16 protein-coding genes, 1 pseudogene and 1 riboswitch are annotated in these 17,156 nt (G+C 43.9%); of the genes and pseudogenes, 4 read left to right on the top strand and 13 right to left on the bottom strand.

Annotated features, from left to right (window positions below):
• Nucleotides 1–46: 46 nt before the first annotated feature.
• The 3 genes from ACRQ5D_RS24825 to thiS are packed head-to-tail and all read right to left on the bottom strand — an operon-like array spanning nucleotide 47 to nucleotide 2,654.
• On the bottom strand, nucleotides 47–550 hold the full coding sequence (locus ACRQ5D_RS24825) for a thiamine phosphate synthase (RefSeq protein ID WP_431200672.1): 504 nt from the start codon (nucleotides 548–550) through the stop codon (nucleotides 47–49).
• Nucleotides 550–2,433, bottom strand: coding sequence for a phosphomethylpyrimidine synthase ThiC (gene thiC / locus ACRQ5D_RS24820; RefSeq protein ID WP_091164013.1), 1,884 nt, complete (start codon nucleotides 2,431–2,433; stop codon nucleotides 550–552). Before thiC ends, ACRQ5D_RS24825 begins: the two co-directional genes overlap by 1 nt.
• A gap of 17 nt (nucleotides 2,434–2,450) precedes the next feature.
• Complete coding sequence (thiS, locus tag ACRQ5D_RS24815) at nucleotides 2,451–2,654, bottom strand: sulfur carrier protein ThiS (RefSeq protein WP_090527528.1); 204 nt, start codon at nucleotides 2,652–2,654, stop codon at nucleotides 2,451–2,453.
• Nucleotides 2,655–2,719: 65 nt separating this feature from the next.
• Nucleotides 2,720–2,811, bottom strand: a riboswitch (TPP riboswitch).
• Nucleotides 2,812–3,098: 287 nt separating this feature from the next.
• On the opposite strand from thiS, the gene ACRQ5D_RS24810 reads away from it, so the two are divergent.
• Nucleotides 3,099–4,028 (top strand): DedA family protein/thiosulfate sulfurtransferase GlpE, encoded by a 930-nt coding sequence (locus ACRQ5D_RS24810; protein WP_091164015.1) that lies wholly within the window; start codon nucleotides 3,099–3,101, stop codon nucleotides 4,026–4,028.
• Nucleotides 4,029–4,294: 266 nt separating this feature from the next.
• Here the strand turns inward: ACRQ5D_RS24810 and ACRQ5D_RS24805 are convergent, their stop codons facing one another.
• From ACRQ5D_RS24805 to ACRQ5D_RS24780, 6 genes and pseudogenes are all read right to left on the bottom strand, one after another.
• The gene (locus ACRQ5D_RS24805) at nucleotides 4,295–6,700 is read right to left on the bottom strand and encodes an outer membrane beta-barrel protein (RefSeq protein WP_091164018.1); all 2,406 of its coding nucleotides are present in this window, start codon (nucleotides 6,698–6,700) and stop codon (nucleotides 4,295–4,297) included.
• Between the two features lie 329 nt (nucleotides 6,701–7,029).
• Nucleotides 7,030–7,191, bottom strand: coding sequence for a hypothetical protein (locus ACRQ5D_RS24800; RefSeq protein WP_432326946.1), 162 nt, complete (start codon nucleotides 7,189–7,191; stop codon nucleotides 7,030–7,032).
• Nucleotides 7,192–7,247: 56 nt separating this feature from the next.
• Nucleotides 7,248–7,700 carry a cold-shock protein gene (locus ACRQ5D_RS24795; RefSeq protein WP_091164023.1) on the bottom strand — a complete coding sequence of 151 codons (453 nt, stop codon included), beginning with the start codon at nucleotides 7,698–7,700 and terminating at the stop codon, nucleotides 7,248–7,250.
• A 70-nt stretch (nucleotides 7,701–7,770) separates the two neighbouring features.
• The gene (locus tag ACRQ5D_RS24790; protein WP_090527544.1) at nucleotides 7,771–7,962 is read right to left on the bottom strand and encodes a cold-shock protein; all 192 of its coding nucleotides are present in this window, start codon (nucleotides 7,960–7,962) and stop codon (nucleotides 7,771–7,773) included.
• Between the two features lie 387 nt (nucleotides 7,963–8,349).
• Nucleotides 8,350–9,411 (bottom strand): annotated as a pseudogene (locus ACRQ5D_RS24785) (AAA family ATPase); the annotation flags it as partial.
• Nucleotides 9,323–9,520: an AAA family ATPase gene (locus ACRQ5D_RS24780; protein WP_432329856.1), complete on the bottom strand. Its 198-nt coding sequence runs from the start codon at nucleotides 9,518–9,520 to the stop codon at nucleotides 9,323–9,325. The gene ACRQ5D_RS24780 and the pseudogene ACRQ5D_RS24785, both read right to left, overlap by 89 nt.
• A gap of 285 nt (nucleotides 9,521–9,805) precedes the next feature.
• On the opposite strand from ACRQ5D_RS24780, the gene ACRQ5D_RS24775 reads away from it, so the two are divergent.
• From ACRQ5D_RS24775 to ACRQ5D_RS24765, 3 genes are all read left to right on the top strand, one after another.
• Nucleotides 9,806–10,549 (top strand): cyclic GMP-AMP synthase DncV-like nucleotidyltransferase, encoded by a 744-nt coding sequence (locus ACRQ5D_RS24775; protein ID WP_091164029.1) that lies wholly within the window; start codon nucleotides 9,806–9,808, stop codon nucleotides 10,547–10,549.
• Nucleotides 10,550–10,800: 251 nt separating this feature from the next.
• Entirely contained in the window at nucleotides 10,801–11,232 is a 432-nt protein-coding gene (locus ACRQ5D_RS24770; RefSeq protein ID WP_091164034.1) for a hypothetical protein, read from the top strand.
• A gap of 3 nt (nucleotides 11,233–11,235) precedes the next feature.
• Nucleotides 11,236–12,204 carry an STING domain-containing protein gene (locus tag ACRQ5D_RS24765; RefSeq protein WP_091164037.1) on the top strand — a complete coding sequence of 323 codons (969 nt, stop codon included), beginning with the start codon at nucleotides 11,236–11,238 and terminating at the stop codon, nucleotides 12,202–12,204.
• 134 nt (nucleotides 12,205–12,338) lie between these two features.
• Here the strand turns inward: ACRQ5D_RS24765 and ACRQ5D_RS24760 are convergent, their stop codons facing one another.
• The 4 genes from ACRQ5D_RS24760 to ACRQ5D_RS24745 all read right to left on the bottom strand — a co-directional run bounded on the left by ACRQ5D_RS24760 (nucleotide 12,339) and on the right by ACRQ5D_RS24745 (nucleotide 17,147).
• The gene (locus tag ACRQ5D_RS24760) at nucleotides 12,339–13,004 is read right to left on the bottom strand and encodes a hypothetical protein (protein ID WP_432326943.1); all 666 of its coding nucleotides are present in this window, start codon (nucleotides 13,002–13,004) and stop codon (nucleotides 12,339–12,341) included.
• A 415-nt stretch (nucleotides 13,005–13,419) separates the two neighbouring features.
• Nucleotides 13,420–15,519 (bottom strand): alpha-L-arabinofuranosidase C-terminal domain-containing protein, encoded by a 2,100-nt coding sequence (locus ACRQ5D_RS24755; RefSeq protein WP_091164043.1) that lies wholly within the window; start codon nucleotides 15,517–15,519, stop codon nucleotides 13,420–13,422.
• 54 nt (nucleotides 15,520–15,573) lie between these two features.
• Nucleotides 15,574–16,656 (bottom strand): family 43 glycosylhydrolase, encoded by a 1,083-nt coding sequence (locus ACRQ5D_RS24750; RefSeq protein WP_431200669.1) that lies wholly within the window; start codon nucleotides 16,654–16,656, stop codon nucleotides 15,574–15,576.
• Entirely contained in the window at nucleotides 16,653–17,147 is a 495-nt protein-coding gene (locus ACRQ5D_RS24745; protein WP_431200668.1) for a family 43 glycosylhydrolase, read from the bottom strand. The genes ACRQ5D_RS24750 and ACRQ5D_RS24745 overlap by 4 nt, the downstream gene beginning before the upstream one ends.
• Nucleotides 17,148–17,156 lie beyond the last annotated feature (9 nt).

The raw sequence follows: 17,156 nt of genomic DNA, 5'->3' as shown, positions 1-17,156 counted from the left end.
TTGGGATCTTGCCAGATAGCACCCAAAACTGCTGCCCCGTCAAAATTCATTTTTTTAGCAGGTTTAGATTGGATGCATCCACGCCGCCAAGCGCTATTACTTTTGGTCCGGGCTTATTACTGTCTAAACAAAAACCGGCAGGCAGCATGCTTTGATAACCTGGCTTGGATATGCTATTAAACACCGGGCTTAAAAACGCGTATTCAAAATGATTTAGTGAAGATGTGGCGCTGACATCATGTATCGAAGTACTCAACCGGTAGCCCTCTTTAAGCTGAATGTTTAACTTCAGCTGGTCGCTTTTGATACGATTCTTTTCGGGATAATGTAAATAGTGCATCTCAAAAACTTTGGCCAGCCTATGATGCTGATGACAAACTATAGCATGATGATAGGCCTGGTCAATCTGAGTAATCAGATTGGTACATTGATCGAGATCCCAATCTGGTTTGCGCAGGTGGAAACGCTGTAAACCGGCCCCGAACAAGCGGTTGATTATTTGTGCTTCATCCGTCACAGTATCCGGGGCCGATATCACGATCAATTCCATTACAAGTATATTTCGCTGCCTTTTTCGGCAAACTCCTTCGATTTTTGTTCCATGCCCCTGGTTAGCGCGTCGGCTTCTTCAACACCATTCTCTTTGGCAAAGTCGCGCACATCCTGGGTTATTTTCATCGAGCAGAAGTTTGGCCCGCACATCGAGCAAAAGTGCGCGATCTTGGCTCCTTCGGCAGGCAGGGTTTCATCATGAAATTCTTTAGCCGTATCCGGATCTAACGACAGGTTAAACTGATCTTCCCACCTGAATTCGAACCGCGCTTTGCTCAGCGCATTGTCGCGATACTGCGCACCGGGATGACCTTTGGCTAAATCGGCAGCGTGGGCAGCAATTTTGTACGTGATCACGCCATCTTTAACATCTTTTTTATTGGGTAAACCCAGGTGTTCTTTAGGGGTTACATAGCACAGCATAGCCGTGCCGAACCAACCGATCATGGCAGCGCCAATGGCCGAAGTAATGTGATCATAACCCGGAGCGATATCGGTAGTTAATGGCCCTAAAGTGTAAAAAGGCGCTTCAGAACAATGCTTTAATTGCTTCTCCATGTTCTCTTTGATGAGGTGCATGGGTACGTGGCCGGGGCCTTCAATAATGGTTTGCACATCGTGCTTCCAGGCTATTTTAGTCAGTTCGCCCAGGGTTTCCAGCTCGCCAAACTGCGCGGCGTCGTTGGCATCGGCAATACAGCCGGGGCGCAAGCCATCGCCCAGCGAAAAGGCGACATCATACGCTTTCATGATCTCGCAGATCTCTTCAAAGTGCGTGTAAAGGAAATTCTCTTTATGATGGGCCAGGCACCATTTGGCCATGATTGAACCACCGCGCGATACAATGCCGGTAATACGTTTGGCCGTTAAAGGCACATAGCGCAATAACACGCCCGCATGGATAGTGAAATAATCAACACCCTGCTCTGCCTGTTCTATCAGCGTATCCCGAAACAGTTCCCAGGTAAGGTCTTCGGCTTTGCCGTTCACTTTTTCCAGCGTCTGGTAAATAGGCACAGTACCTATAGGTACAGGTGTGTTGCGGATGATCCATTCGCGGGTTTCGTGAATGTTTTTACCGGTCGACAGGTCCATAATGGTATCGGCGCCCCAGCGGCATGCCCAAACGGCTTTTTCTACTTCTTCTTCAATACTCGAGGTAACTGCCGAGTTGCCGATGTTGGCATTGATCTTAACCAAAAAATTACGGCCAATGATCATCGGTTCACTTTCGGGGTGATTGATATTTGATGGGATAACAGCCCGACCGGCGGCTACCTCTTGTCGTACAAATTCGGGCGTAATGTAACCTTTAGGTGTGTTGGCACCAAAGCTATGGCCCTGATGCTGTTGGCTCATTACATCGTATTGCCCGTTCAACTGTTGTTTCAGCAGATCGATGCGTTGGTTTTCGCGTATGGCAATATATTCCATTTCAGGCGTGATAATGCCCTTTTTGGCGTAATGCAGTTGCGATACATTCATGCCTGCTTTGGCGCGGAAAGGTTTACTTTGGTAGCCAAAACGTAAATGATCAAGCTCTTTACTGTTTAAACGTTCGCGGCCATATGCTGATGATATACTATCCAGCAGCTCGACATCACCACGCGAAGTGATCCATTTTTCGCGCAGGCGGGGTAAACCTTTTTTAACATCGATGGCTATGTTTGGATCGGTATAAGGGCCGCTGGTATCGTAAACAGTTACCGGGGCGTTGGGCTCGGTTTCGCCAAAACGGCCATGTAGTTTGGTGTCGTTCAGGCTTATTTCGCGCATGGCCACGTCAATGTCGTGCAATTGTCCTTTAACGTAAATCTTACGCGACGCCGGAAACGGTGTTTGCGTGATGGCTTGTGCTGTAGGTGTTTTTTCTGTTTTCATAAAAGGCTATTGGGTGTTTATCCTCCCTGGGTGGCTTTAATAATGATGATTTTATCGCCCCGATTGAGCTTGTGGTTTTCCCATTGGGTTTTGGGAACAATAGCTTCGTTGATGGCAATGGCCAGCCCCCGGTCGGGGTGCTGCAAGACATCAGCGAGCAAAGCCCGCACATTGCAGTTATCAGGCACAATAAAATTTTGTTGATTAACGGTTACTTCCATTACGTTGCATTAAAATTTCAACTGTAGGAATGTCCCCGTATTAGGAAAGAAAAAACAACACCAATAGTGTCGTCGTCACTTTTCCCTTCGCCAGCATTACCCGGATCAGGTTCAAAGGGTATTATCTCAGTCCGTCAGGACACCCCTAAAGTTGCAGTAAAGCTAACGGAATAAAATTGATTAATCCAAATCAATTTTATGTTAAGACTGTCTGCTTACTACTTACGGTAGTTTGTTTTAACGTGTAAGTGTATTGAAGATCAAGTGATTGAATTGTGTTAATACTGGCGAAAATAATTTGAAAGCACCAGGCAAATTATCGTCAGCTTAACCCAAAATCCATAAAATAATAAACTACTCTCAACCTGATGTCAAATAATTGTTAATCGGCAAAATCGGGCCGGTCAATAAAAATAAGTGTCTTATCTTAGCTGCAACTGAAGTATGAACACATTAGTTGATTTAGTACAAACCTATGGGCTCTGGCTGGTATTTTTGATCACTCTTTTACAGAGTGTTGGATTACCGTTGCCTGCATTTGCAGTATTGATTGTAACTACCGCTGTAACACCTGCAACCGAAGCTAATATCATCATACTCATTTTAACCGGATCACTGGGTACCTTAGCAGGCGACCTCATATTATATTTTGCCGGGAAGAGATATGGAACGGGAATCCTCGGGAAATTATGTAAAATTTCTATGTCACCGGATACCTGTGTTCGCAGCACCGGCGATATTTTTGAACGCTACGGCGCCCCTGCTTTGACTATTGTTAAATTTATTCCGGGGTTGTCAACACTGGCACCTGTTGTTGCCGGGGTTTATGCAATGCGGGTGACATTATTTGTGTTTTTTTCATCCATCGCAGCACTTATCTATCTCGGCGCGGCAGTGACGTTGGGTGCAGTTTTTCGGCACCAGGTTGATGGTTTGATCTCCGCATTAAGTCATTATGGCACGATGGGCGGTTTATTTGTCGTCGTTCTGTTCGGTTTATACCTTTTGTTCAAATGGCTTCGGCGGTATCGCCTTATCAGGCAGTTTGAAACGGATAGGTTAACCGTGAACGATTTGATAGAGCTGATTGACGGAGAATCGAACCCTGTAATACTTGATGCGCGTCCGATGGATCAGCGCACAAGAAATGGATTTATACCGGGCTCAGTCCCCATAGACGAAAACAGTTTTAATGATATTGCCGACCGATATGCCGGGCATAAGGAGATTGTTATTTACTGTTCGTGCCCAAATGAAATAACCGCTGCAAGATATGCAGAGAAATTGCGTAAAGTTGGCCTGAAGCGCATCCGGCCTTTAGTAGGAGGGATTGATGCATGGGCCGAATCAGGCCAGCAGGTTACATTTCTTTAAAGCCTTTTCAAAATCAACTGTTTAATGTAGAGACGCATTACATGCGTCTTCCGCATACAGATTCCTGATGTTCATGAACTGCAAAGCAGCCTGGCCTATAGGAGACGCATGTGATGCGTCTCTACATAAAAGCAATATCAGCGCTTGTTGCAAACGAGCGCAAGATTAAAGCAATAAGCCCTCCCTAAATCTCCCCCGGAAGGGGAGACTTTTTTGATCTAAATTTTTTTAAGCCCTCCCTTCCGGGGAGGGTTTGGGTGGGGTTTTTACCCGTTCCATACACGCTGCATTTCATCGGTGGCACCATTGTCGCGCTTGGCCGTTTTGAAGGTTTTGCCGAAACGATAGGTGAACGCAAGCACCACCACGCGGCTATCACGCTTAATCTTAAAATACTCGGTGGCGTTAGGGAACTGCGTTAAGCCTTCCATGGCGTTGGTATAGAATATATCGCGCATGCTCAACTTCAGGGTGGCCTTCTTTTTAAGTACCGACATGCCCAGCCCTGCCGATAGTTGCCCGGTAGGGTATAGCCGTTCCTGCACATCGTTGCGGGCGCGGGTGGTGTAAAAGCCCGATAGCTCGCCTGTAAAACGTTTGCCCATGGTAAACTGGTTGCTGGCGTTGAGGTTAAGCTGGTTAATATCTGAGGTGTAATGATTGCCGTTAAAGCCGCTCAGCTTTTTGTAATTGTACAGTGCCTGTGCGGTTAGCGTCCACCAGTTGGTGGGGGAGGCCGTGACAGCTTCGGATACGCCGATGATATACGTGCGCCCCACGTTGCCCTGTGTATACAGCAAGATGCCCGCAAGGGTAGGGTCGCTCAAAAAGATCTGCGAAAAGTAGTTGTTGATATTATTGTAAGATAGGGTGGTGGTGAGCAGGTTTTTGTATTGATGGCTCAGCTCCAGGTTCCAGCTGTATTGCGGCAAAATGTAGGGGTTGCCGGTTTGATAGGTGTACTTGTTAATGATAAAATAGAAGGGATTAAGCGTTTGGTAAACCGGGCGATCAATGCGGCGGCTTACTGTTAAAGTAAAGCTATTGGCAGTATCAGCCTGGTAACTGAAATAGCCGCTGGGAAAAAAGCTGCCGTAGTTGCGCGAAAAGGCCGAATCTTTTTGCAGCACATTACCCAGTTGATGGGCGTGATAATCGGTATGCTCATAACGCAAACCTAACTGGTAGGAAATGTCCTTATGCTTGCGTTCCCATTGCGTGTATATGGCGTGGATATTCTCACTATAAAGGAAATGGTTACTGCGGGTCAGGTCGTCAGTCCATTGGCCCGCATTGAGGTTTTGATAACCGGCAGAATTATCGGTACTGCTGTGTGCCGATTTCCAGCCCGCCTGAAATTGGCCATCGCTGTCGGTTTTAAGCGTATAGTCGGCTTTGCCCGAGAGTATGTTGATGCCGGTGGGGATGTTGGCGCGTGTAGACTCGTTATAACCGCCGGTGGTTTGTAGGCGGTTGTTAAAATTCTGATCGCTGGTAATGTTGTAGTGCAGCCAGTCGGCATCAGCGCTGATGTCCTGGGTTTTGCTGATGGCATGGCGGAGGCTCAGGCTCACCTGGCCGTTTTTAAACCGGCTGTTGTTGGCGTTATCGGTAGCGATGACCGAATCTGCCGCGCCACTGGAGTTGAGCCAGCGCGCCGAAGCCGTATTGTTACCCTCGCGGTGGATCATGGTTCCGCCAAGCACAATGCCAACCGTTGTTTTAGGCGAAACTTCATAGTCCAACCCCGCTTTGGCCGTATTGTTCAGCAGTGTGCCGGTGAAGTGTGATGGCTGGTCCAGCGTTGCGGTGGTCGCTCCGTCGGCGCCGGTGTATTTACGCAGCGCGTACAGGTTGGTAAGATACTTCTGCCGGCTGATATTGTAATTAAAGAAAGTGCTGACCCGCCCGGCGCGGTAATTGAGCGTGAGCGTGTTATTGGTTTTGAAGTAAACACCCTGCGCCGCCGTGACCGTAACGGACCCGTTGAAACCCTTTTGCCGGTTCTTTTTGGTTTTAATGTTGATGATCCCCGCATTGCCGCTGGCATCATACCTGGCCGTAGGATTGGCAATCAGTTCAATCTGCGCTACCTGGGTGGAGCTCATGCTGCTGAGCAGGTTGTTGAGGTCGGCGCCGGAGAGGTAGGTTGGTTTGCCGTCTATCATCACCAGCACCCCGGGCTTGCCTTGTAAAGAAATGCCGCCATTACGGTCGACCATTACCCCCGGCGATTTCTCCAATACCTCCAGTACCGTGGCGCCCACATTGGTTACCGAGGCATCAACGTTTACGATCACCTTTCCCTGCTTCACTTCTACCGGCGGCGTTTTGGCGGTGATGTTCACCTCTTTTAGTACAGTACTCAGGGCTTGTATGCGGATGGTATCCTGCTTGATATTCTCCGCAATGGTATAGCTGCGGGTGGTTCGGGGCTGATAACCCATATAAGTTACCGAGAAGCTGAATGCTCCCTGCGTAATGTTCTGAAACCTGGCCTGGCCGCGGGCGTTAGTTACGATCATACTGACCTGCTTATTAGCCTGGATCAGTTTAATGGTGGCGCCATCGGCGGGCTGGGCATTTTCTTTAACAACTATCAGCGTAAACTGCTGCGCAAAGCCGCCCAGGGGTAACAGGGCCAGTAGAAAGAGTAAAAGTGTACGGGTCATTCAGTCAATTCAAATAATCCCGTAAGATAATCAGGCTGAGGTAGATGTTTGCAATTTAAGGTGCGAAAATATGGGTGAAAATCACTTTTTTACTTTGAAACTCACGAGTATGCCGCGTCTCAACCCAGCCCTGCATACCCGCGCCAGTTTGGGAAACTATCAGTGTTAACGCCTTACGCGGTTTAAATTAAAGGCAACCAGGTATTCGTACACCGGCTCGGGGGCGAAACGATCTGACGGTATCACTGTTTGTGCCTTCATCACCTGGTTCAATTGCGTTTTTACCAGGGCAAAAGTCGCTTTTAACAGTTCGGGCAGTACGCTTGTCGCTACTGTAGGATAGTACTGTTTCTCAAAAGCTTTTTCTCAGCGGCGGTAGCCATTTGTACCTCCCAATGTTCATTGGGTTTAAAACCATTTTCCAGAGCGGTATTTCCCAGGTCATAAATATATTCGCTGGCTTTGTAGTGTGCTGTTTGTTTGTCGGTCATTGCTATTTATTGTATGAGTATATACCTCATTTGTTGTTGCAGTGGTTAATTACGGCTTAGTTCGCTTTAGCGACTTTGACAGCGGTAGGCCCTTTTTGCCCCTGTTCTATTTCAAAGGTAACTTTGTCATTTTCTTTGATGGCAAAAGAAGCCGCGTTGACATGAACAAAAATGCTTTCCTGGGTTTGCAGATCTTTGATGAAACCGAACCCTTTAGATTCATTAAAGAATGTTACTGTGCCTTTTCTTACAATTTCTACTTCAACTTCCTCCTGTTTTGGCGTACCAATGAGGATGTCCTGCGCCAATACCTTTTTCCGATTACCGGGGTCCTGGGGCACGGAGGTAATGTTGCCGTTTGCGTCAACATAAGCCAGCATATCTTCAAAGCCCTGTCCTTTAACAGCGTTGGCTTTACGATCTTCGGCCTTTTCTTTTTTGTCCTGTTGTTTTTTGAGCTTTTTCTTTTCGCGCTCTTTCTTGTTAAATGTTTCGGTGGATCTACCCATGTTTTTGATTAAGTGTAACAAAAAAGCATCCCCCGGGTGGGAGGATGCTTTTAAAATGATGATATAGTGATTAAGCTATTTTTACATTTACTGCATTCGGACCTTTACGGCCTTCTTCAACGTCATAACTAACGGCGCTGTTCTCACGAACATTGTCAATCAGACCTGTTGAATGAACGAAGATTTCGCTGCCACCATTATTAGGTGTGATAAATCCGAAACCTTTGGCTTCATTAAAAAATTTTACTGTTCCTTGTTGCATTATATTGTTATTAATAAGTGTGCAATATAACTATAATTATTGATGTATTTTACTTTTCGTAAAATTATTTAACATTTATTTAATTGGTCGATGCGAAAAAGTGCCCGGAGCTCCGGTTAAAGGGTGTTTTTGAAGTATCTTTAGTTTTTAAAAAAACCTTGGTGTGCATTTTTATAAATGGTGTGCGTAGCCAGCATGCTGATCGTTTTGCTCTGCATCTTGTGTTGTGATCTCCTCAACCCAGAAAATTGGTTTAAATAAAACTTTATTTACCTGAACACGGGCCACAAGCGTACGCTTGCCGCAGCGGGGGCTTCGCTTTATGGCAGGGCAGTTCCGTTGTCCCTTTATGAAGTTAAGTAGGCTTTCTGCTCTTGAGGCTACGAATCATTCAGAATCTAATGAATTGAATAAATTTAATTGATCTAATTTAGGGATGGCACCATATTTACCGCTGGTATAGTCTTTATCAAATGACGCATCGTTTCTAACAGATGGGTCTTTAAAATACAAACTACTAATACTGGTTGCGCCTGTTTCATCACGTTCGGCAAATACCATTTGATCACGGCGTATAAACTTCTTTAATAGAGAGGTGTTGTGACAGGTACATATTAACTGGGCTCCATTTGGATTGTTATTATTAGAATTAAATAAGCCAATAATCATTTTAAGCAAATGTTCGTGAAAACGCGAATCTAATTCGTCAATCCAGAGTATTTTCCTTTCAATAAGTGCTTCAAGAATAACCCCTAACAAAGCAATATATTTTTGAGTCCCCAGGGATTCATCTTTAACCAGGTCAAATAATGTAGTATCGGTGTGTTTATTTTGATCGTCAAAAACTTTGTGAGAAGTCTTGAGATGAAAGCTCTCGTCAGCCGTAAACATGAAGTTAACAAAACTTTCAGACACTCCCATTTTTGATGCCTTTTCCTTTATTGCGGCCTCTATCCCTAAAAAATTCAAATCAGATTTTAAAATAATATCATGTATGCGTTCACGATAAACGGGGTTCTTTAAGAGATTGCCCGTGTGGTTAATCAATCGTTCATTATCCCCGTCAAACAACACTAAAGAATTCGAAAACCATTGCGATATACTCAAGCCAATGGATACGTTGAATTGCGCCAAAACCGAAATAAACAGAGCGTTTGACCTAACCAGTTCCCTTAATACATCGATTTTATTTTTTGGTTCATTTAGTAATCGTTTATCCACGTTAAGGGTGTTGGCGTGTCTTTTAAAAAGCTCTTCCTCTTTTCGTTTGTCTGTCATGTAAAGCCATTCATGATGAATCTCTTTACGGCTTATTATGAAACCGTATCTATATCTTATTTCTTTAAGTACAAAAATAACTTCAAATGAACTTGGGTATGAAAGCCGACTCTTGGTTAAACGAAACGGTTGTGTATCTATTTCTTGATTTGCCAAACTTTCTTTGGAAGAAGTTAAGACAGAACTGTTGCATGAACTGAAAGGCTTTCAATAAATTGCTTTTTCCGGTTGCGTTGGCACCATAGACAATTCCACATTTAACAAGCTTTAAATCACGCATAAAAATTGGGTAAAAAATGTTACCCGGATTTTCTTTTATGGTACCGGCATCCATTCGGAACCGGGTGTTGTTTTTGAAAGAAAGGTAATTTTCGACTGAAAATTCAATAAGCATGGTATTAGTTATTAACACATTATCGGTGATTTCTCACTCGAATCAAATATATATGTTTAATTGTGGATAATTAAATGTATATTTTGTGAAAATTTCACAAAATCACAAAAATGTTATAATTAGCTTTGGGTATTAATTGATTATTAGAACGTTTTTTTAAAGTTGAAAATTATGGCAGATTGTAACAACTTATTTTTGGATTACAACAAAGTTATCACTCCGACAAGTATTCAGCGTCAGAAAATGAAAACCTCTCGTAAATCTTTGGAGACTAAAATATCTAACAAGCTTTACGATAAACTTGGCGTGTACCCTACCTTTTTTACACAAGGCTCTGATGCACCTAAATTCAAAACTATTATAATTAAGGAAGATAGTACGTTTGATTCTGACAGGGGTGTTTATTTACCCGGCAAACCTAATGTAAGTGGTGAGACTGTTCAAGGCTATATATATGATGCAGTTAAAGACCATACGAAAGATGGTGCACAACATCGTAAAAAATGTGTCCGTGTGCTGTTTCAATGTGAATACAATATTGATTTTCCTGCATACTATGAGGTTGAAGGCGAGGATTATGCTTACATGGCGGTAAAAGGAGAAGATTGGCTCAAAGACGATCCATGGCACATGATTACTTGGTTGACTCAATTTAAAGATGCTGACGGCCAATTTATAAGAATGATAAAGTATTTAAAAGGTTGGACATCTAAACGTAAATCACAAGGAAAAATGCCAAGTGGGATTGCATTAGCAGTTTGGGCAGCGAGACACTTTTCAATAGAAGACGGGCGTGATGATAAATGCTTTTTAAATTTATTAAAGGGCATTAAGTCTGCAATACAATTTTCAGTTAGTTGTTATGCTCCAGTCGAACCGTTCGATGATTTAACTGCTAAACTTAGTAAAAGATAATTTTTTAGAAGAGTTGACATTGTTTTGCGATGATGCACAGAAAGCCGTCGACGAAGAAGATCAGTTTGAGGCGTCAAAAGTATGGCGTAAGTATTTAGGCGATAGATTTCCAGAAGGCCTGAGTAAGGAAGATGAGAAACGTCAATCTGCACTTTTAGCTTCGGCTGGGATCGTTACCTCTGGGGCTTATTTAGGAAGGAGCGGGAACATTAATTCTACAACAGGAGTTGCACACTTAGCACACAGAAATTATGGGGGCTAAGAAATTGTATTTACCCTTTAAAGGTATCAACCCAATCAAGGTATTATTTAACGAAAAATATTTACTTGAAAAAGCATATGATTTTTTGAATGTGGCTATTCGTGGCAATACATTGTTTGCAGTAGGCTTTTGTCAACCAAGCGAGTATTCAGCAATTTATCGGTATAAATTAAGATTTACGCCTGGTTTGAGACCAAAAGTATTCACCTGCGAGCCCCGAATTATCTATAATAATGATATTCATATGTACAGTAGTGATCACAGCTTGTGTTTATATTATCCTAAAGATTACAGCTTTACCAGCTTGTCTAATTTGTATAATACAATCATACCTTGGACACATGAATGGTATCTTTATTACGAGCTTTATCTGCTAAAAGGTAAATGGCTACATCCTTACGTTGATCACAAAAAAATATAATTTATGGACTTCAAACCACATGTTTTTATTGGTTCTTCAAAGGAAGGGCTATACATAGCTGAGGCGTTAAAAGAACGTTTAAATGATTTGGTAGAAATCACGATATGGACAAATGCTTTTGATAATGTAAAAAGCAATTTCTCAAATTTAACCTCTAAAATTGCATTATATGATTATGCCGTGATTATTGCAACTGCGGACGATACCATCGTTTCACGAAAGAAAAGTAGCAAAGGCGCAAGAGATAACGTTTTATTTGAATTTGGATTATTTACTGGCGGCTTGGGCGCATCACGAGCTATATATATCCTTGAAAAAGGGTCGAAGATCCCGACAGATTTGTTAGGGGTAACATTTCCTTTTTTATCGAGTCAAGGAGATGTTGATTTTATTGCTTCCGTCGATAACTGCGCTGAAAGTATTCGAGAGCATATCAAATCGAAAGAGGATACATTTGATCTCGGCTTTTTACCTTCTACAGCTTTAGCCTATGGTTACTTCAAAAATTTTGTCGAGAAAACAGTCAAACGTTTATTAGAAGATAAGAGAGATAAAAAAGAGTTTGCTTTAAAAAATGGAGATGTCTTTTTCATCAAGGCTTTGACATTTACAATTCTTATACCCGATGATCTTAGTGACGATATGTTTAATAAGGTTGCGGGCAAAAGATTGAAAAGTGGATGGGTGAAATTACAAGTTGCTCCACAAGATGATATTCGAGATTATGACTTCTCCGTTGATATCTCCAAAGCCGAACATGGCGAAATGCACTTAGTTGATATACCTTATACATTAAATGCTTTGAATATGGCTATCGATTTGTATTCCGCTAAAGAACACTTAGGAAAGAATACACGCGAACAGGTGTTGGAATACCGCGAGATAAGGAATTTTAAAAGGACATTAGAATATCTTATAAAAAAGAGTGCTATATGCAAAGATATAGTCAAAATTGAAATTGTAGATGTTTAATGACTTTAAATTCTCGCTAACCGGCGGAGTACGCAACATTTGATGTTTTGGTGGGTACTCGTGACTGTCTCAACTATATAAGTGACAAAACACCAGCCGGATCAAGCAATCAATACATCACCCCCGGCATAAACCTAAAACTCACTTCCCCCAATCCCACTAACAATCAGCTCAATTTGATTCAGCTGCTCCTTGCTCAGCTGTTTCAGATTTTCCTGGCTTAATATGGTCTTGTTTATTTGCAGGTAGTTGTTTTGTTCGTTGATAACGGTGTTGGGCCGGCGTTTATTTATAGCGCCCACCGTTTCAAAATAAAGCCGGGCAGCCTTTACATCGCCGTTGCAGGCAAGCTTACAAACATTGGCCAGTATTTTAGGGACCATATATTTAAACTGCTCCATTTCGGCAAGGTATTGCGGGTGTGTTTTATAGCCTGTAAGGTGTTTGGCAACAGTTTGCCGGCTCAGGCCGCACTCCCGGGCTATTACAAATTTAGGGGGCATGGAGCCATTTTGGGCAATCAGCCTTTCGATTGCCCGGCTAATAACTAAGTGGTTATGTTCCCAGATCTGCTCATTTGTTGATGGCAGCATGATCTCCGCTATTTTATCTATAAACTTGTCCCGTTCTTCATCCGTTAATCGTTGAAGCATTTCGGTACTAAATTCGGCAATGTAATTGCGCTCAGCATCGTTCAAATCTTCAATATCTGTTAAGGTGATCTTTTGCAGACCCAATACACGGTCGAGCTTCTCTCTTGAAGGCGTTAAATTTGATAAGGTATTTTCAGGTTCCATCACGTTCGGCAATCTTTTAAATAAAGATCGGGAATTTATTATGAATTTGCTAATATTTTTAGCAAATATATCGTGTTAACTCTGTAGTTTTGTGTATGTGACTGATTAACAACGTGTTATTTGTAAATTGCTTGTTGATGAAGAAAATAGTGTAACCCCGGTTAATTTTATTTTATTGATTATCAGGCGTTTGTAAGTATATTTCTGAAATGTGTTAACCCTGTTAACCCCCCTCTGGTGCTATGGATATATAAGATAAACCCTCCCTTATGGCATCGCGGGGGCAAATTAACTATTGGTTCAGGCCAGGTGAAGAGGGCAAGCCCATTCGCCCGAAAACTTAAATTAAATGCGAAAAGCCGGGAGGCCGGCTTTTCATATTTGATAATATATTTGAATTGAACTTCAGCTCAATGACCTATTTGCGCTTCGACAGCCTGATGACGTTGACAGAGTAAGGCTGAAAGGTGTGTTTGAATGACCGGCCAAGCCCGGTTATGGTCGACGTAACCGGGACGATTTTCGTCGGCTCGTCAATTGTATTGGTATCTTCCGGTTTATCGCCCTTTAGTACTACCAGGGTGCCATTTGCAGCCACATCTCCGCCTTTTAGGCTGATGTCGATTTCCCGGGCCATATCGTCGGTATTTACCACCTTCAGATACACGTTTTTAGCATCCTGGGTACAAACAAAAAATAACGCCGGACGCTCGGCCTTAGGGCGCCGCGCGTTTGCCGGCCAATGGCTTATGCCGGCGGTGTCTTTAACTGCCGGTTTGCGTAAGGGGGCATTTTCGGCTGTTATTGGCACCACCTTGGTACCAAGGTAGCTGCCGAACATCTTTTGTACATAATAAGATGGTGAGCCATAACTTTTAAGGGCTGTATAACCAATCAGATCAGAGTCCCATTGCCATGCTTTAGGCTGGCCATTGCCCGCCTGGTTTACGTTCACAAATAATGGTGCATAGCATGACCGCTCTACCAGGTCGCTGTTGCGTTCCATTCCGGTCATCCAGGCAGCATCTCCGAGGGCTGCATTCAGGTTAGTGGTAGGCGCGCCTTCGCGGGTGGCCCATTCGCCTACAAATATTTTAGGGCTGGTTGCACGGTCATAGCTATCGTACTTCGCCGCGTCTTCTTCCATCTGCCAGGCCGATTGGTAATAATGCTCGTCAACCATTTCGGGTTTAACACTGGTTACCTTGTCGGGCTTATAACTTTCAATGGTTGAGATACAGCGTAACTGGGGATATTTAGCTTTTATAGCAGCCTGAAATTGTTTAAAGCGCCCATCGTAGCTATGCGACCTGTCGAACCAGTCCTCATTGCCTATCTCTATATCTGTGAGTTTAAAAGGGGCGGGATGACCGTCGGCAGCCCGTTTTGCACCCCAGTAAGTTTTGGTATCGCCGATACAATATTCAATTTCATCCAGCGCGTCTTTAATATATGGCTCCAATAAAGGCCCCGCATCTATGTGGTCACCACGTAACGAGTAACCGGCAAAAACTGCTAAAAGCGGTTCCATTTTTAAATCTTCACACCATTCTAAAAATTCCAGCAAACCCATGCCGTCGCTTGCACGGTAACCCCAGCTGCCTGTATGGCCGGGGCGCTGTTCCAGCAGGCCTAAGGTTGTTTTCCATGGAAAGGCATCACCCAGGTACGGCCCCTCTAAAAAGTTGCCGCCCGGAAAGCGTAGAAAGGTAGGTTTCATATCGGCCATCATCTGCATTAAATCAATGCGATTGCCATTTGGCCTGTTTTTATACGTTGGGGGAAATAAGGAAACGAGGTTAAAATAGTAAGTGCCTGTCCGGGTAGATGAAATCACAAAACGCGCGTCGGCAGTAGGTTTGATATTTGCAGCAGTTGTGATGGTTAACTCATGCTTTTTCCAGTACGTGCTTTTTTCGAGGTTGATTGTGCCCCTTGCGTAAATTGTTTTGCCATCGGTGCTTTCCAAACTAATGTTGATAATACCGGGGCCATCTTCTGTAACTGCTGTTGCAGGCGGAGCAGCATCAGGCCTGTTACCCCGCGGAAAATTGACAGTTCCGGTTTTGATATAAAATGAGCAGCGATAAGTAGTTGAGGGTGTAACCGGAATACCCCAAAAGCCGTTGTTGGCAATGCCCGTGCGGTTACCATTTGCCTGGCTAACCGTAAGCTTAAGGCAGGTGGTAAGCGCTGCGTTAATAGCATTGCGCCCCTGATCAAAAGGCACATTAGCCGGATCGGCACCAATGAGCTGTATCGATGCCTTGCTATCGCCATCCTGAACAACACTCCAGCCTTCGGGCTGGTTTGGGTTATCCTTGAAAACCCGGTTACGGATCAGTTCGGCATATAAACCTCCGTCATAGGAATGATTGATCTCCTCGGTCATAAGCCCGTAAAGCTTCGGACTTACGTTCACCCCTTTGGTAAGATCCAGGTTGAGGCGGGTTTGCGCCTGTAAACCGCTGAATGCACTTAAACATAAAGCAGATAAGAATAGTAGCTTTTTTGTCATTGTTGGTATTCCTTAATTATTCTGAAATAATGATCGGGCTGATGCATAATTGTTTTATTGTGCATTGCTGATGTGGAAAAAATCAAAATCAACATAACCGCCCGATTGCCTGGTTGCATAGTTAAACAGGCCAAAGCGATATCCCATAAAATGGGGGAGGGTATAAACCATTTGCAGCGGTGTGCCAATAGGTTCCCATTTGCGCCCGTCGAGACTATAAAAAAAGTAGGCTTTATCTGCCCGGTTAGTAAAATCGCAGCTTGCTTTAAGGTAAATGGTTGTTTGCTTTAGAGGTATACTGGCCGCTTCAATAGCCGATCCGGATTGTGCGCTGATCATAACTACTTGTTTGGATCCATGATCTGATTTTACACCAACGAAGCCGTACTTTTTTTGCAGTAAAACCAAACCTGCAAAGTCTCCATCTTTCATATTGGCGACATCAATTAAAGTTGTTCCTGAACATTGAGGGCCAATAGTGCGCTGCGTTAATGTGTTACGTGCCGATAGTACTGTGCTGTCCAGTCGCCCGGTGGTCAATCTCAGGTAGCCGGGCCGCTTTTTTAACGACCATAACTGATCGTCCGGATTGTGGTTCCATTGCCATACCAACGGCAGCACTGGCTCGCCGTTTTTACGGCTAAATTCATCCGGGGATACAATACCCGGCATCAGGCTTTTATTTGCAGGTAAATCCAGCGTATCAGGTGCTTTGTGATCAATACCCAATACAGGCCATCCATCTGTCCAGGTAACCGGTACCAGGTACGGCACCCGGCCAACGGCGCCAAAATCACGAAATAAATAGGCATACCAATCGCCTTTTGGGGTATTGATAAGCCCGCCCTGGGCCACGCCTTTATCCTGAAGCCCTACCTGCCCTTCATAAGGACCGGTCAACTTGTCGGCCCGGTGGATTAAAACGGTACGCATTCCCCCTTTAGGCCAGCTGATATTGAAAAGGTAATATTTCCCCTTAATTTTGAACAGTTGTGAGCCTTCGGCAGGCAAACCAATATTGGGACCGGCAGCAGCGCTTGCATTCTCGATCAGGATTTGCAGTTTTTTATCAGGATTGACGCCAGACAGGTCATCATTCAGTTCGGCCAGCATGATCTTGCCGCTCCCATAGATCATATAAGCTTTGCCGTCATCATCAAAAAAAGCGAGTGGTCATGTAATGCCGGTTTAAAGGACATTTCTTTCCATGGGCCTTCTTCAATGTTTTTTGTGGCGTAGATATAGGTTTTATTGGTAGTGCCCGAAAATGTGGAAACATAAAAAGTACCGTTATGATAACGCAAGCTGCTTGCCCATGAGCCCCTGCCATATGCGTTTGCTCCGTTTGCCAGGTTAAGGGCATCCCCACCATCAAGCGTATTATACGCGTAACTCACGATATGCCAGTTCACCAAATCTTTTGATTTCATGATTGGCAGCCCCGGATTAAGATGCATTGTGGTGCTGCTTGCATAATAAGTATCGCCAACCCTGATCATCGATACATCCGGAACGTCTGCATATATGATAGGATTTTGTGCTGTTTGCGCGTTTAAAGGCATAATTGCCAGTCGCCATAAAAGGCAGGTAACTGTCAGTTTAAGAAATGCGATATTTTTTGTTTTCATTCATTTTAC

This window comes from Mucilaginibacter sp. P25 (genome assembly GCF_050859465.1).
Taxonomy (GTDB): domain Bacteria; phylum Bacteroidota; class Bacteroidia; order Sphingobacteriales; family Sphingobacteriaceae; genus Mucilaginibacter; species Mucilaginibacter gossypii.
The sequence above is the reverse complement of the archived record's forward strand: the minus strand, read 5'-3'. Positions and strand labels throughout refer to the sequence as shown.